Below are 14,369 nucleotides of genomic sequence, written 5' to 3' on the forward strand. Positions count from 1 at the left end.
TGCGGGCTCCAGAGTGCGTGGTCGTGGTTGAGTGAGGCTCAGGCAGATTGCAGTCGGGTGGAAATGCTGTTGGCCGTTCGCACGGTCCAGTCGGCGAGTTGTTGTTCGCGGCCCGCCGCGCGCGAGGACGGGGCCATCAGCGTGATCGATGCGCTCGCGCCCGTGCCGCGCGACATGCGCCGGAACACGGGCGCACTCACGCCCCAGACGCCGGGATCGACTTCGCTGTCGCTCACGGCGTAACCGCGCGCGCGAATGCGCTGGAGCTCCGTTTCAAGAGCGGCGCGCGCCGCGTCGTCGCCGGCGAACTGGCGCTCCAGCGCTTCGTTGCGCGTTTTCTCCGCCATGAAGGCGAGCAGCGATTTGGCGGACGCGCCCGCGCGCAACGGCACCGCGCGGCCTTTTTCGAACGAGCAACGCAGCGAGTGCGTGCTCTCGACCATCTCGAGGCAGATCACCTGATCGTTCACGGCGATGATGAGCCCGACGCTCTCCTGCGTCGCGCGCGAGAGCTCCGCCATGCCGTCGCGGCTCGCTTCGACCAGCATCGAATTGATGTCGAAGCCGAGTGCGAGCTGCAGGCTCACGGGACCGGGGGCATAGCAGCCCGCGTCCTCCGTCACGAAACCCCAGCGCTTCAGCAGCGTGATTTGGCGATAGAGCGTGCTTTGTGCGAGGCCGGTCACGCCGAGCATGTCCTTCACGGACATGGCTTTACCGTGACTCGCGAGCGCAGTAAGTACGAGCAGCAGGCGCTCGGCGCCGATGACGCTGGATTCCTGATTCACCTTGAGTCTTGCCCGAAGAGATGCGATTCCGATGACGCAGAATGCCACGTCGCTCCCGCTGGACAAAAATGCGATTCCCATTCAGTGGGAATATCGAGTTAGGGTTTACACTATCTCATACCTAAAACCATGTTCAGCCGCAGCAGTACCGCAATGCGAACGTGGCAGTCGTTACGCAGGCGAGCAGACGCTACAGTGCAATCGTCGATTAGACGGCAACGCCAACGTCGCCTCGATCGCACGGCGCTAGGCACTGAAGTTAGCTCTTTTGAATTTGGACCTGCCGGCTTGAGCCACTCGCATGGCTCGTCGACTGGTCGGACGAAAGCAGCCATGGTTTCTTCCGACACATGGCCTCGTTTGACGCGTCGTTTGATCAGGGCGCGGCCATCATGACATCGCGTTCTGTGATTTTTTAGGTTTCGGCCCTGCGGTCGAATGACCGGTGTAATTCATTACCCGACGCCAAAATCATGATCCAGCGACCGGCGGTTCAGGGTCGGAAGCGGGCCTCCACGTGAGTCTACCGGCCACGAGCGGAGGTTGGACGTCTGTGGCTAGATTGGCGACAATCCAGCAATTCGCGTGGGATCGCTCCATGTGGAGGCGGTGATGTCCATCAACGTAAGCGGAACGGAAGGCTACAACAAAGACGCTCAGTCGCTCATCGAGCGATGGCAGGACGTCTCATTCGAAATAAAACACAAATCGCTTATGCAACTCCTACCCCTCCGACCGACCGACGTGCTCGACGTGGGCGCTGGCATCGGAACCGACGCAGCTGCGTTGGCAGCGATGGGACATACAGTTGTGGCAGTAGAGCCCGCGGACGCGTTGCGCCGTGCAGGAATGGGGTTGCACTCTTCTTCACGGATCGAATGGGTGGACGACAGTTTGCCGCATCTCACGCATGTCCGTTCCCGGCAGAGAACATTCGGCTTGATCATGCTTTCCGCCGTTTGGATGCATCTGGACGAACGCGAACGTTGTGAGGCGATGTCGACTATCAGTTCCTTGCTACGGGACGACGGCGTGATAGTAATGTCTCTGCGCCACGGCCCTGTCCCCGAGGGGCGCCGGATGTTTGCTGTTTCAGCGACGGAGACCATTCGATTGGCAAGGAGTCATCACTTCAGAACAGTGCTGAATATCAAAACCGAATCTGCCCAACGCGCAAATCAGCGAAAGGGGGTGACCTGGAGCTGGCTCGCCTTTGCCAAGGTGATCGACGAGACCAACTTCGATCGATCAGACCAGTCCGTCGGCGGCCAGAATCGATCGGTCGACGAGGTGGCCGGATTTGGTGACAATCTCAGCGATCCTGCTCGTTTAGGCAATGTAGATCCGCGATGAATCTCAACGAAAGATTAGTCGAGATAGCCCGACAGTCATTCTGGTGTATGTCGGCGCTGTCGGCGGCACGTGCAATAGGCCTGAAATCCTGGTGCATTGGCGCAGGGGCCATTCGAAATTTGGTCTGGGACTCGCTCCACGGATATGTGACTCCGACACGCCTAGCCGACGTCGATTTAGCCTACTTCGACCCGTCCGATTTGTCGTCGAATCGCGATGCCGAAATCCAGCGCAGCCTCACGGCGCAGTGTCCCGAAATTCCGTGGGAGGTCACAAATCAGGCCGCTGTTCATCTCTGGTTCGAGAGTGCCTTTGGGCATCCGGTGTCCCCCTTCAGTTCACTGGCCCAAGCCATTGCTTCGTGGCCGGAGTACACGACGGCGGTAGGGCTGACTTTGCTTGGTGACGGGACAATTGATGTCTGCGCGCCATACGGGCTCGACGACCTCTTTTCCATGGTGGTACGACGCAATCCGGCGCGTGTCAGCATTGATACCTATCTTCAGCGAATCCAGCAGAAAAGATACAAGGACCGCTGGCCTCGTGTGACCATCATCGTTTAGAGATGCCGCAGGCAGTCAAGGGGGCGTGTTACCGACGGAAGTCGACCATAAATGGTCAGTCCACGCGAGAGGATTCCCGAATGCTCACAACAGCGTTCGTCGTTGAGGTTCCCGCAGCCGAGTCAACAGTAGCGGACCTTCGGAGCCGGTTTGATGCTACTTCTGGCTTGGGCGTGCCGGCGCATATCACAGTTCTGTTTCCCTTCATGCAGCCTGACGAAATTACGCCCGATGTCCTTCATCAGGCGCAAAGCGCGCTGAGTAACGTGCAGCCGTTCGAATTTTCGTTGAGGAAGGTCGAGCGGTTTGCGGTCACCACTTATCTTGCTCCCGATCCGCCAGAACCGTTCGTCGCCTTGACGGCTGCTCTGGTTGAACGCTTCCCCATATTTCGCCCCTATGGTGGTGCACACGATGGCCTCGTCCCACATCTGACTGTCGCACACGGCGAAGCTGCGACAGCAAATTTGGCTGCCGTCGAGCTCGAACATCGTCTGTCTGCGCGGGAAGCGATTCGAACGTGCTGTAGCGCTGTCGTTCTGCTCGAGAACTCGTCGGGTCGCTGGAGGAAGATGCATGTGATTGATCTTCCAAATGTCTCCGCGTAGTGACGATCGATCGCAGTCCGGTCTGGACTGTTCCATGGGACCAGGCGTCTGGCCGATCTGAAGCGAATGGCTGCTTTGTAGAAAGGCGGCTGTCCGCTCCGGATCGACAGTCGACCACCACGCAAATCCACGAAGAGCCAAATATTTCGCTCATCCCGCGACGGATTTCCCGCCAGCCACCGTTAAACACGGGTACGCATCGCGAGAGCCCCCGTCATGGACCATCCGAACGACATCTCACCGGTCGCCATCGCGCTGAACCGTTTCGGTCTCGGCGCGCGGCCTGACGAAGCGCCGCCTGTCGACCCGAAGGCCGCGCTGATCGCCCAGTTCGACCGCTACGACCCGAAGCCGGCCGCATGGGCGGGTGAACCCGACGCGGTCACGCTCGCCACGCGCTTCGCGACGACCCGCAACGCGATGACGAGCGACGACGCCGCGGCCAAGCGTGCGACCGAGCAGTCGATCCGCCGCGACGGGTACGACGCATATCGCAGCGCGGTCGCCGCACGACTGAACGGCGCGCTCGTCACGCCTGCGCCGTTCGTCGAGCGTCTGGTGCATTTCTGGGCGAACCATTTCGCGGTGTCGGTCGACAAGGGGCAGGTGGCCGCATATGCGGGCGCATTCGAGCGCGATGCGATCCGCCCGCACGTGCTCGGCCGCTTCGAGGACATGCTCGTCGCCGTCGAGCAGCATCCCGCGATGCAGTTGTTCCTCGACCAGGCGCGCTCGGTCGGCCCCGACAGCCCGGCGGCGCTGCGTATGGAAGCCCGCAATCCGGCGGCGCGACGCGGCCTCAACGAGAACCTCGCGCGCGAAATCATGGAACTGCATACCCTCGGCGTACGGACCGGCTACACCCAAACGGACGTGACGGAATTCGCGCGCGCGCTGACCGGCTGGAGCATCGCGGGCGGACGCGGGCCGCAGCCCGGCGATGCGGCGCCGGGCGCTTTCCTGTTCCGCCCGAAGCTGCACGAACCGGGCGCCCGCACGGTGATGGGACGCACGTATGACCAGCAGGGCGAAGCGCAGGCACGCGCGATCCTGGCCGACCTGACACGTTCGCCGGCGACGGGCCGGCATATCGCGTTCCAGCTCGCCCGTCATTTCGTCGCCGACAATCCGCCGCCCGCGCTCACCGACCGGCTCGCCCGCGCATTCGAGACGAGCGGCGGCGACTTGCCGACCGTCTATCGTGCGCTGGTCGATGCGCCCGACGCCTGGTCGCCGGTCAATCGCAAGTTCAAGACGCCGTGGGAGTGGGCCGTGTCGTCGCTGCGCGGGCTCGGTTGGCTGGACACGGGCGACCTGAAGGCCGCGCCGCTGCTCGCGCAGCTCGGCCAGCCGGTATGGCGGCCCGGGTCGCCGGCCGGTTACGACGACGTTGCCGCGAGCTGGGCCGCGCCCGACGCGCTGGTGCGCCGCGTCGAGATCGCGCAGCGGCTGGCTGCACGCACGGGCGACCGGCTCGACCCGCGCACGCTCGGCAATACGCTGCTGGCCGGCTCGCTGAGCGCGCCGACGGCGACCGCGCTGTCGCGTGCCGAAAGCGCGACCACGTCGCTCGCACTGCTGCTCGTGTCGCCCGATTTCCAACGGAGATGAACATGGCCCGATCCTTGACCCGTCGACATTTCCTGAGCGTCGCCGCGGCCGGTGCGGGCGCGATCCTGGTCGCGCCGCGCATCGTGTTCGCGAACGTCGAAACCGACCGGCGCTTCGTATTCGTGATCCAGCGCGGCGCCGCCGACGGGCTGAACATCGTCGTCCCGTATGCGGAACCGGCGTATGCGTCGCTGCGCGGCCCACTGGCGATCGACGCCGCAGCGGCGACACGCATCGACGGCACGTTCGCGCTCCATCCGTCGCTCGTGCAGACCGCGCAGATGTTTCGCGACAAGCAGGCGCTGTTCGTCCACGCGATCGCGTCGCCGTATCGCGACCGCTCGCATTTCGACGGCCAGAACGTGCTGGAGACGGGCGGGCGCGCACCGTACCAGGTGAGGGACGGCTGGCTGAACCGGCTCGCCGCGATGTTGCCGGCGACGCGCGACCGCGCGATCGCGTTCGCGCCGACGGTGCCGCTCGCGTTGCGCGGCAGCGTGCAGGCCGCGTCGTATGCGGCGTCCGGTCTGCCGGCCGCGCCGGACGACCTGCTCGCGCGCGTATCGGCGCTTTACGAGGCCGACGCGCAGCTCGGGCCGCTGTGGCAGTCGGCGATGGCCGCGCGGGGCCTCGCCGGCGATGCGCATGCGCGCCAGGATCCGGCGGGCGTCGGCAAGCTTGCGGCGACGTTTCTCGCGCGCGACGACGGCCCGCGGATCGCGATGATCGAGACGGGCGGCTGGGACACACACAGCGCGCAGAACGCGCGGCTCGCGAATCAGCTGAAGGCACTCGACACGATGCTCGCCGCGTTGCGCGACGGACTCGGGCCCGTGTGGCAGCAGACCACGGTGCTCGTCGCGACCGAGTTCGGTCGCACCGCCGCCGCGAACGGCACGGGCGGCACCGATCACGGGCAGGCGTCGGTCGCGATGCTGGCGGGCGGGGCGGTCGCGGGCGGGCGCGTGATCGCCGACTGGCCCGGCTTGCGGCCGGGCGACCTGTACGAAGGGCGCGACCTGAAGCCGACCGCGTCGCTCGATGCGCTGATCGCGGGCGCGGCCGCCGAAAGCCTGCGGCTCGATCCCGGCCATACCGCGGCCACGCTTTTCGCGCAAAGCGGCGCGACGCGGCCGATGACGGGCCTCGTTCGCGGAACCGCGTGACGCGCGGCAGGCGCGCGCCCGCATCCGCCAGCCGATGACATATGACACAACAGGGAGAATCGATGATGAAGATCCGATCCGTATCGCTTGCCGTGGTGGCGACGATGAGTGCCGTGCTGATGTCCGCATGCGTGGTGGAACCGGCGCGGCCGCCGCAGCCCGCGCCGGTCGTCGAGGTGGCGCCGCCGCCGCCCGCGCCCGGTTATCGCTGGGCGAAGGGCCATTACCGCTGGGCCGGCAACCACTGGGCGTGGGTGCCCGGACATTGGGTGGCCGTGTATTGAAGCGCGCGCACGGCGCGCCGCTCACCAACCGATCCGATGCTTCTCCTCGGTTTCGCTGTGCCGCCAGTCGTCGTCCGCATGCAGATACTGGCTCGTCGTCGTCAGCGACACGTGCCCGAGGTTGTCGCGCACGAGCCGCAGGTCGACGCGGCCATCGGCCATGTGCGAGCCAGCGCTGTGGCGCAGCCAGTGCGCGGATGCCTGTTCGAGCACGCGCGCCTGTTCCTCGCCTCCATTCCCTTGCGCACGCAACCGATCGGCCGCGAACCGGAACACCTGCTTCACGATCCGGTGCAGCGCCGCGCGTGTGAGCGGCTTGCGCGTGCGATTGGCCGGCAGCACGAGCGGCGTGGGTTCGCCGTCGGCCGGCTGCGCGGGCAGGCCATGCGCGCGCCGGTAGCGCGCGAGCTCGGCCATCATCTCGGCGGTGGCCGGCACGAGCCGCTGCCGGCCGCCTTTGCCGGTCACGTCGAGCCACCAGCGGTCGCGCCCGTTCGCATCGCGCCGTGCAAAGAAGTGTCCCATCGTGGTGTCGGCTGCTTCGGTGATGCGCAGCCCGCCGAGATACAGCAGCGTGAACACCCAGCGCGCGCGATCCGCATGGAGGGCGGCGCGCGCGTCGTCGCGCGGCATCGCGGCGATCGCGTCCTTGACCGCCTGCCACAGCGGCGGCCCGAGATGGCGCGTGACGCGCGGCGCGGGCCGTCGTTGCCGCTGCCGGGACAGCGCGAGCGGATTGCCGGCGAGATAGCCGGCCTGCACGAGCCACGAGAACATCACGTTCAGGATCACCATCGCCTGCCGCTGGCTGGCCGCCGACAGCGGGCCGTAGAACGGCCGCCAGCGCGGGTCGCCGCGCGGATGCTTGCGGCCGCCGTTCGCGCACCAGAGTTCGGCGGGCGCGGGCGCGAGCAGGAACTGCCGGTAGCCGACGAGATCCTCGTGCGTGAGCGACGACAGCGGCTTGCCGCACGCGATCACGGCCCACAGCAGCAGGCGTTCGGCTTCCTTGCGGTAATTCTGGAACGTGGTGGGCGTATCGACGAAGCGTGCGAGCCACGCGCGCACGGCGTCGAGATCATGCGTCGCGGCGATCTGCGGATGCGCGCTGGTCGAGCGGTTGGTGCCCGCGCGTCCGTCGAGCGCGGCCGGCACGGTCAGCGTATCGATCGGCTGCGGCCGCAGCGCGACGCCGGACGGAACGGGTGAAGTCATGCGAAGAGGAGGCGCGGCTCGCCGATGAACGGGCGGGCGCACGCGGCGCGACGAAGCGTACGAGGAAGCGCCGATGGTAATACACGATCGTCATGCGGTGAAGCCGCGGTCGATCGCGATTGTCTGGCCGGTGACGAAGCGCGTGGCGGACGCGCACGGCCACCTCACCCCAGCGACAACACGCTGTTCAGCAACGTCCGCACCAGCGTCGCCTGCCGCGTGACGCCCGTCTTCGAAAAGATCGCGCGCAGATGCGAGCGCGCGGTGTTCTTGCTGATGTCGAGCTCGTCGGCTGCTTCCTCGAGCGTCGATCCGTTGGCGAGCGCGAGCGCCAGGGCGGTCTCGGCCGGCGTGAGGTCGAACAGCTTGCGCACGATGTCGTGCGACGCCTGCGACTTGCGTTCGCCATCGCGGATGAAGATCGCGCACGCGGGCCGGCGCGGATTGTCCTCCGACCATTCGCTGAGCGGGACGGTGCGGATCAGCACGCCGAGCGGCGGCTTGCCAGACGGGCGCGGCACGGCGATCGCCTGCGCGACCGTCGGTGCGCCGCCCGCGCGCTCCGCGAGCACCTGCCGGATCAGCTTCTGCAGCTTGCGGTTCTCCAGCGGATACGCGGCCTCGAGCGTGCCGCCGCGCACGCGCAGGCCGTCGCATTCGGCGAAGATCTCGTCCGCGACGGAGTTGGTCTTCATGATCGTGCCGCGCTCGTCGAGGATCGCGGTCGCGACGAGCATGCGGTCAATCGTGCTCGCGTACAGCATGCGCTCCGATTCGACCATCCCGAACTTCGCATGCAGGCGCACCGCGCGCTTCAGGTGCGGCAGCAGCGCGTTGCAGACGGCCTTGTCGGTCACCGAGAACGCGCGGCCGTGATGCGAGCGGCACAGGCGGAACCGGCATTCGATCCCGTCGGGCGTGCGCAGGTCGGCGCCCATCAGGTAGCCGACGTCGAACGGCTCGAGAAACTCTCGATACATCGCGCTGCCGCGCCACACGCCGACGCCGAGCAGCTCGTCGACGGTGACGACGCGATCGCTCGGCAGGTTCACGAACGGATCGAGCGCGTAATAGTAGTTGTTGTACGAGGCGACGCCCGGCAGCGGCGCGCCGTGCCCGGACGCATTGATCATCAGCCCCGTGTGGCCGCTGGCGGGCCAGCGCAGGATCATCGTCACGTAGTTCGCGTCCAGGTGCGCGCGGATCCGTTCGAGGGCGCCGCCCCATGGCACGTCCTCCAGCGGGCCTTCGTAGATTGTCGCGAGCAGCGCGTCGAACTGCTCGAGCGTCAGGCTCGATCGGGCAACGCTCGGGGGAAGGGCCGGGGGCGCCGTGGTCATCGGGGTTGTCTCCTGTTGCCGCCGCCGGGTCGCGGTGCGCCGGGCGTGCGGGTGCGTGCACGGGCGTATCCGGACCGCCGGCGGCGGCGCGCAGCGGCCTGCACCGGAATACGGTAGCGCGCCGGCGCACGCGCGACATCGCACGAATGAGGGTGGCGGCACGCCGTTGTAAGCAATTCGTGAACTTTCCCGAAACACCGTTCGTCTAATCGGCCCGCCAACGCTTCCCGAGGAACCCCCGATGATTCGCAAGACCAGAACGCTGCTCGGCGCGGCCATGATTGCAGGCGGCACGCTGCTCGCCGGATGCCAGACCGATGCGGCCGCGACGGACGCGCGCGCGGCCCGCCCGGCCGACAGCCGGCCCGTGAGCAGGACCGTGCATGTCGCGCCGCAGGCGGCGCGCTGCACGGGCGTCGCGCCGATGGACTGCCTGCAGGTGCGCAGCAGCCCGGCGGAGCCGTGGAGCCTGTGGTACGCCGGTATCGAGGGCTTTGCGTACCAGCCCGGCTATCAATATGTGCTGGAAGTCGACGAATACCGCGTCGCGCAGCCGCCGGCCGACGGTTCGTCGATCCGCTGGGTGCTCAAGCGGGTCGTCGAGCGCCGCCAGGTGAACTGACGGCCGGCCGTGCCCGCCTGCGGCGCCGCTTACGCGGACGGGCGCGGCGCGACCGGCCTCGGCGGCGCGGCGGCATCGATCCGCCGGAACACGACGGACGACAGCAGCGTGACCGAGCCCATGCAGACGAACGACAGCATGAAGCCGTTCGCCATCGAGCCCCAATGCGCGGCGAACAGGTTCACGAGCCCGCCGCCGATCGACACGCCGAGCCCCATCGCCAGCATCTGCATCATCGTGAACAGGCTGTTGCCGCTGCCGGCGTCGGCGTGCGACAGGCCCTTCAGCGTCACGGCGTTCATCGCGGCGAACTGCATCGAGTTCGCGGCGCCGAACACGATCAGCAACGCAATCTCCAGCGCCGGCGCGGGCCGTGCCGAGACCAGCGCGAACCCCGCGATCGCGCAGCCGACGATCCCCGTGTTCACGACCAGGAACGTCGCATAGCCGAAGCGTTTCGCGAGCGGCGCGATCCAGCGCTTCGCGATCACGCCGGCGATCGCGGCCGGTAGCATCATCATCCCCGACCGCAGCGGCGTATAGCCAAGCTGCACCTGCATCAGCAGCGGCAGCATGAACGGCACGGCGCTCGTGCCGATCCGGCACAGCAGGTTGCCGAGCAGCCCCGCACCGAAGTTCGGCTCGCGGAACAATCCGAGCCGGAACAGCGGCTGCGCACGGCGCCGCGCATGGGGCAGGTACGCGAGCGCGCTCGCCACGCCCAGCACGGCGAGCCCGATGGCCCAGCCGCTGCGGTGCGCGGGCATCGGCGGATCGATCGCGAGCGACAGCGCGATCATCGCGACCGACAGCAGCGCGCAGCCGACGAAATCGAACGGCGGCGGCTGCATCGCCTGATCGTGCGGCAGGAAGCGCTGCACCGCGAGGAAGCCGACCATGCCGACCGGCACGTTGACGATGAACACCCAGTGCCAGGAAATCGCCTGCGTGAGCCAGCCGCCGAGCGTCGGCCCGACGATCGGGCCGAGCTGCGCGGCGATCGACACGAACGCGATCGCCGCGACGTACCGTTCGCCCGGCACGCGGCGCAACACCGCGAGCCGCCCGATCGGCAGCAGCATCGAGCCGCCGATGCCCTGCACGGCGCGCGCGACGACGAGCTGGCCGAGCGTGTGCGACGCCGCGCAGCCGATTGACGCGAGCGAGAACACCAGGATGGCGAGCGAGAACACGCGGCGCGTGCCGAACCGGTCCGCGAGCCAGCCGGACGCCGGCGTGAGCATCGCCATCGTCAGCGTGTAGACGACCACGACAGGCTGCATCGCGAGCGGCGACGCATGCAGGCTTTGCGCGATCGACGGCAGCGCGGTGTTGACGATCGTCGTGTCGAGCGACTGCATGAAGAACGCGGCGGCGACGATCCACAGCAGCGCGGAGTGTGAGGGTTCGCGGGACATGACGAAACGGGAAGTGCGGCGACCGGCGCGGAGGCGACGTGACGGGCGACGCGGCCCGGCAGGCTCGCGCCGGCGCACGGCCGGTCTTCAAGCGTTCGATGGTACCGATTCCGGTGGCCATCGGGAAGCTGCCCGACGGCATTGACCGTCATCGAACGTGCCGACGACGCTGCGGGACGCTCGATCCCGTCTGGCTCATGACCCGACACCGACCGTTCCCGCGGCATCCGGCCGGGTTCCCGCCAGCCGGATCGCGTGGCACGCGCGCCACACGTGGCCGCGTCACGCGGCGCGTTTCTGCGAAATCACCAGCAGCGCGCCGTTGCGGTCCTCCAGCACTGCGCGGTATTCGTGCGGCCCCGCCTGCACCGGCACGCGCACCGACGCGCCGGCCTTCACGACCCGCGCCATCGCCGCGTACAGGTCGTCGTCCTCGTCCACGCGCAGCGTGAGCGCCGCGCGTTCGACGATCTGCTCGTCGCCGGCCACCAGCGCGATCGTCAGCGGGCCGCCGTCGAGCGCGCAATAGCGGTCGCCGTCGCGGAACTTCACGTTCAGGCCGAGCCCGTCGACGAACAGCGGCAAGGCCGTGTCGATGTCGTCGACCGGGTACAGCAGCATCGATACCTTCATTCCCTCTCTCCCTCGTCGTGATGTGTACGGCCGCACCGGGCCGTCGTTCGATGCTAGCGCGCGGTGCCGGCCGCGACGCAGTCTGTTCGGATGACGGTGAAACCCCTCTGTCCCCGCATGCATGCCGTTACTCCAAACAGACGATGCCCGTGCGGGCCCGCGCGCCGACACTCCCATCCGTGGACCGTCGCTATTCGTCCGTATCGTGCGGGCGGCTGCACGACCCCGACTCGTCCAACATACATGGAGACGCACGCAATGAAGTTTTCCCTCATCTACGAAGCCCAGACCACCGACGCATCGCGCGAGGGCGACCACCGGGTGTTCAAGGAGACGGTCGAGCAGGCGCTGCTGGCCGAGCAGGTCGGTTTCGACACGATCTGGTGCGTGGAGCACACGTCGCTGACCAACTATGCGCACATGAGCGCGCCGGAAACTTTCCTTGCGTACCTGGCCGGGCGCACGACGCGCATCGGCCTCGGTCACGGCGTCGTGTGCCTGCCGCCGGCGATGAACCATCCGATCAAGGTGGCCGAGCGCGTCGCGCTGCTCGACATCCTGTCGGGCGGCCGCGTGCATTTCGGCGTCGGCAAGGGCGGCAGCCAGCAGGAAGCGGGCGCGTTCGGCTACGACCTAAACGAACTGCAGCCGATGATCGACGAGTCGATGTACCTGGTGCCGAAGATGTTCGTGCAGGACGAGATCGAGCACGACGGCACGTACATCAAGATTCCGAAGCGTCCGATCCACCCGAAGCCGTTCCAGGATCCGCATCCGCCGATGTACCTCGCCTGCACGAACACCGACGCGCTGCTGCGTGCCGGCCAGCGCGGGATGGGCGCGCTGGTGCTCGGCTTCGGCGGCCCCGACGAAGTCGCGAAGAAGAACGCGATCTATCGCGAGGCATGGGCGAACCGCAAGCCGGAAGACCAGGTCGGCTTCCGCCCGACCCAGCACCTCGCGGCGCTGTGCCCGACGGTCGTGATGGCCGACGGCCAGAAGGCCCGCAAGATCGGCATCCGCGGCCAGCGCTACTTCATGGAATCGCTCGCGTACTGGTACACGGGCGGCGAGCGTCCGGACCCGGCGAAGTGGGGCGACGACCTCGTGCAGGCCGACACCGGCGAGATGGTGATCCGTTCGCGCTTTGCGTCGGAGGAAGTCGTCGTGAACTTCGCCGATCCGGCGCTCGCGATGATGAACCCGAACCACGCGTACGGCACGGTGGACGACTGCATCGGCTACGTGGGCCGCCTGCAGGAGGCGGGCGTCGACGAAGTGCTGTTCCTCTGCCAGATGGGCACGGTGCCGCACGACGCGCAGATGGAGACGATCCGCAACATCGGTGAGCACGTGATCCCGTTCTTCAACAAGGAGAAGGAGCGCGCCTGCGCGTAACGCGGGCCGGGGCGCGCCGCGCCCGTCGTCCCTTCGGACGATGCGGCGCGGCCGCGCGAGCCCGAGCATCGTCGGCAGGAGCCCTCGCTCGCGGCGCCGGCCGCGACGAACCACTTAGAGAGAGACCGGGATGAGCGCCGCCGCGCGCGCCCCATATCACAGGAGACATTCGTGCACCGCGACAACGATTCGAACGCACTGGCCGCCACCCTGATCGCCCGGGCCGAGGCGCTGGCGCCGACGCTTGCCGGCCGCGCCGCGCAGGCGGAAGCGCAGGGCCGCATCCCGGCCGAGACGATCGCCGACATGCAGGCCGCCGGCTTCTTCAAGGTGCTGCAGCCGAAGCGCTACGGCGGCTACGAGCTCGATCCGCAAACCTTCTTCGACATCCAGATGGCGCTCGCGCGCGGCTGCATGTCGACGGCATGGGTGTACGGCGTCGTCGGCGTGCACAACTGGCAGCTCGCGCTGTTCGACGAACGCGCGCAGCAGGACGTGTGGGGCAAGGATCCCGCGACGCTGATCGCGTCGACCTACATGCCGGTCGGACGCGTGACGTCGGTCGAAGGCGGCTTCCGCCTGTCCGGCCACTGGAAGTTCTCGAGCGGCAGCGAACTGTGCGAATGGGTGTTCCTCGGTGCGCTGGTGCCGGCAGCCGCCGCCGGCCAGCCGCCGGAATACCGCACGTTCCTGCTGCCGAAATCCGACTACCGGATCCAGCAGGACTGGGACGTGCTCGGCCTGCGCGCGACCGGCAGCCACGACATCGTCGTCGACGACGCGTTCGTGCCCGCGTATCGCACGCACAAGGCGCTCGACGGGATGATGGGCACGAGCCCGGGCCTGGCCGTCAACGACGCGCCGCTGTTCAAGCTGCCGTTCGCGCAGATCTTCGTGCGCGCGGTGTGCACGTCGTGCATCGGCGCGCTGCAGGGCGCGCTCGACGATTTCACCGGCTATGCGGCCACGCGCGTGTCGGCCAACAGCGGCGCGAAGACGACCGACGATCCGGGCGCGCAGAACGCGTGCGCCAACGCGGCCGTCGCGATCGACGAGATGAAGGTGCTGCTCAAGCGCAATTTCGCGGAACTGATGGCGTCGGTGACGGGCGGGCCGGCCGTGTCGATCGAGCGCCGCGTGCATTTCCGCTATCAGTCCGCGCAGGTCGCCGAGCGCTGTGCGCAGGCCGCGAACGCGCTGCTGCGCTACGCGGGCGGCAACGGCATCTATCACCGCAATCCGCTGGTGCGCCGCTTCCTCGACCTGCACGCGGCCCGCGCGCACTACGCGAACAACGTGGACCGCTTCGGCCAGAACCTCGGCGCCGTGATGCTCGGCCGCGAGAACACGGACTACTTCATCTGACGAGG

The 14,369-nt window shown here is 67.5% G+C and carries 14 protein-coding genes; 9 read left to right on the forward strand and 5 right to left on the reverse strand.

Annotated elements, in window-relative coordinates; all coding sequences use genetic code 11:
• Positions 1-38 precede the first annotated feature (38 nt).
• The gene (locus HWX22_RS09050; protein WP_175915560.1) at positions 39-788 is read right to left on the reverse strand and encodes an IclR family transcriptional regulator; all 750 of its coding nucleotides are present in this window, start codon (positions 786-788) and stop codon (positions 39-41) included.
• Between the two features lie 612 nt (positions 789-1,400).
• Here HWX22_RS09050 and HWX22_RS09055 point away from each other — a divergent pair.
• From HWX22_RS09055 to HWX22_RS09080, 6 genes are all read left to right on the forward strand, one after another.
• Positions 1,401-2,141 (forward strand): class I SAM-dependent methyltransferase, encoded by a 741-nt coding sequence (locus HWX22_RS09055; protein ID WP_175915451.1) that lies wholly within the window; start codon positions 1,401-1,403, stop codon positions 2,139-2,141.
• Positions 2,138-2,704, forward strand: a complete 567-nt coding sequence (locus tag HWX22_RS09060; protein ID WP_175915452.1) for a nucleotidyltransferase family protein — start codon at positions 2,138-2,140, stop codon at positions 2,702-2,704. The genes HWX22_RS09055 and HWX22_RS09060 overlap by 4 nt, the downstream gene beginning before the upstream one ends.
• A gap of 80 nt (positions 2,705-2,784) precedes the next feature.
• Positions 2,785-3,312, forward strand: a complete 528-nt coding sequence (locus HWX22_RS09065; RefSeq protein ID WP_175915453.1) for a 2'-5' RNA ligase family protein — start codon at positions 2,785-2,787, stop codon at positions 3,310-3,312.
• A gap of 216 nt (positions 3,313-3,528) precedes the next feature.
• The gene (locus HWX22_RS09070; RefSeq protein WP_175915454.1) at positions 3,529-4,923 is read left to right on the forward strand and encodes a DUF1800 domain-containing protein; all 1,395 of its coding nucleotides are present in this window, start codon (positions 3,529-3,531) and stop codon (positions 4,921-4,923) included.
• A gap of 2 nt (positions 4,924-4,925) precedes the next feature.
• Complete coding sequence (locus HWX22_RS09075) at positions 4,926-6,089, forward strand: DUF1501 domain-containing protein (RefSeq protein WP_059691360.1); 1,164 nt, start codon at positions 4,926-4,928, stop codon at positions 6,087-6,089.
• Positions 6,090-6,154: 65 nt separating this feature from the next.
• Entirely contained in the window at positions 6,155-6,373 is a 219-nt protein-coding gene (locus HWX22_RS09080; RefSeq protein WP_059537645.1) for a YXWGXW repeat-containing protein, read from the forward strand.
• A 21-nt stretch (positions 6,374-6,394) separates the two neighbouring features.
• Here HWX22_RS09080 and HWX22_RS09085 read toward each other — a convergent pair whose 3' ends face one another.
• Together HWX22_RS09085 and HWX22_RS09090 are read right to left on the reverse strand one after the other, a co-directional pair.
• Positions 6,395-7,588: a tyrosine-type recombinase/integrase gene (locus HWX22_RS09085; protein ID WP_059819194.1), complete on the reverse strand. Its 1,194-nt coding sequence runs from the start codon at positions 7,586-7,588 to the stop codon at positions 6,395-6,397.
• Between the two features lie 164 nt (positions 7,589-7,752).
• Positions 7,753-8,928 carry a LuxR C-terminal-related transcriptional regulator gene (locus HWX22_RS09090; RefSeq protein ID WP_175910046.1) on the reverse strand — a complete coding sequence of 392 codons (1,176 nt, stop codon included), beginning with the start codon at positions 8,926-8,928 and terminating at the stop codon, positions 7,753-7,755.
• Positions 8,929-9,169: 241 nt separating this feature from the next.
• Here HWX22_RS09090 and HWX22_RS09095 point away from each other — a divergent pair, with 241 nt between their 5' ends.
• Complete coding sequence (locus HWX22_RS09095; RefSeq protein ID WP_175910044.1) at positions 9,170-9,550, forward strand: DUF4377 domain-containing protein; 381 nt, start codon at positions 9,170-9,172, stop codon at positions 9,548-9,550.
• A gap of 29 nt (positions 9,551-9,579) precedes the next feature.
• Here HWX22_RS09095 and HWX22_RS09100 read toward each other — a convergent pair whose 3' ends face one another.
• A complete protein-coding gene (locus HWX22_RS09100; RefSeq protein ID WP_175910041.1) occupies positions 9,580-10,968 on the reverse strand; it encodes a DHA2 family efflux MFS transporter permease subunit in 1,389 nt (462 codons plus the stop codon).
• Positions 10,969-11,250: 282 nt separating this feature from the next.
• Positions 11,251-11,601, reverse strand: coding sequence for a VOC family protein (locus tag HWX22_RS09105; protein WP_057925050.1), 351 nt, complete (start codon positions 11,599-11,601; stop codon positions 11,251-11,253).
• 258 nt (positions 11,602-11,859) lie between these two features.
• On the opposite strand from HWX22_RS09105, the gene HWX22_RS09110 reads away from it, so the two are divergent.
• A complete protein-coding gene (locus HWX22_RS09110; RefSeq protein ID WP_059537661.1) occupies positions 11,860-12,999 on the forward strand; it encodes an LLM class flavin-dependent oxidoreductase in 1,140 nt (379 codons plus the stop codon).
• 171 nt (positions 13,000-13,170) lie between these two features.
• Positions 13,171-14,364, forward strand: coding sequence for an acyl-CoA dehydrogenase family protein (locus HWX22_RS09115; protein ID WP_175910039.1), 1,194 nt, complete (start codon positions 13,171-13,173; stop codon positions 14,362-14,364).
• Positions 14,365-14,369: the final 5 nt, after the last annotated feature.

The sequence above is a fragment of the Burkholderia sp. BCC1638 genome (assembly GCF_902833195.1).
Taxonomy (GTDB): Bacteria; Pseudomonadota; Gammaproteobacteria; order Burkholderiales; family Burkholderiaceae; genus Burkholderia; species Burkholderia diffusa.

Excerpts from the sequence above, each read along its gene's own strand:
- HWX22_RS09055 (WP_175915451.1), top strand. The coding sequence starts at position 1,401 with ATGTCCATCAACGTAAGCGGAACGGAAGGCTACAACAAAGACGCTCAG.
- HWX22_RS09060 (WP_175915452.1), top strand. The coding sequence starts at position 2,138 with ATGAATCTCAACGAAAGATTAGTCGAGATAGCCCGACAGTCATTCTGG.
- HWX22_RS09065 (WP_175915453.1), top strand. The coding sequence starts at position 2,785 with ATGCTCACAACAGCGTTCGTCGTTGAGGTTCCCGCAGCCGAGTCAACA.
- HWX22_RS09070 (WP_175915454.1), top strand. The coding sequence starts at position 3,529 with ATGGACCATCCGAACGACATCTCACCGGTCGCCATCGCGCTGAACCGT.
- HWX22_RS09075 (WP_059691360.1), top strand. The coding sequence starts at position 4,926 with ATGGCCCGATCCTTGACCCGTCGACATTTCCTGAGCGTCGCCGCGGCC.
- HWX22_RS09080 (WP_059537645.1), top strand. The coding sequence starts at position 6,155 with ATGAAGATCCGATCCGTATCGCTTGCCGTGGTGGCGACGATGAGTGCC.
- HWX22_RS09085 (WP_059819194.1), bottom strand. The coding sequence starts at position 7,588 with ATGACTTCACCCGTTCCGTCCGGCGTCGCGCTGCGGCCGCAGCCGATC.
- HWX22_RS09090 (WP_175910046.1), bottom strand. The coding sequence starts at position 8,928 with ATGACCACGGCGCCCCCGGCCCTTCCCCCGAGCGTTGCCCGATCGAGC.
- HWX22_RS09095 (WP_175910044.1), top strand. The coding sequence starts at position 9,170 with ATGATTCGCAAGACCAGAACGCTGCTCGGCGCGGCCATGATTGCAGGC.
- HWX22_RS09100 (WP_175910041.1), bottom strand. The coding sequence starts at position 10,968 with ATGTCCCGCGAACCCTCACACTCCGCGCTGCTGTGGATCGTCGCCGCC.
- HWX22_RS09105 (WP_057925050.1), bottom strand. The coding sequence starts at position 11,601 with ATGAAGGTATCGATGCTGCTGTACCCGGTCGACGACATCGACACGGCC.
- HWX22_RS09110 (WP_059537661.1), top strand. The coding sequence starts at position 11,860 with ATGAAGTTTTCCCTCATCTACGAAGCCCAGACCACCGACGCATCGCGC.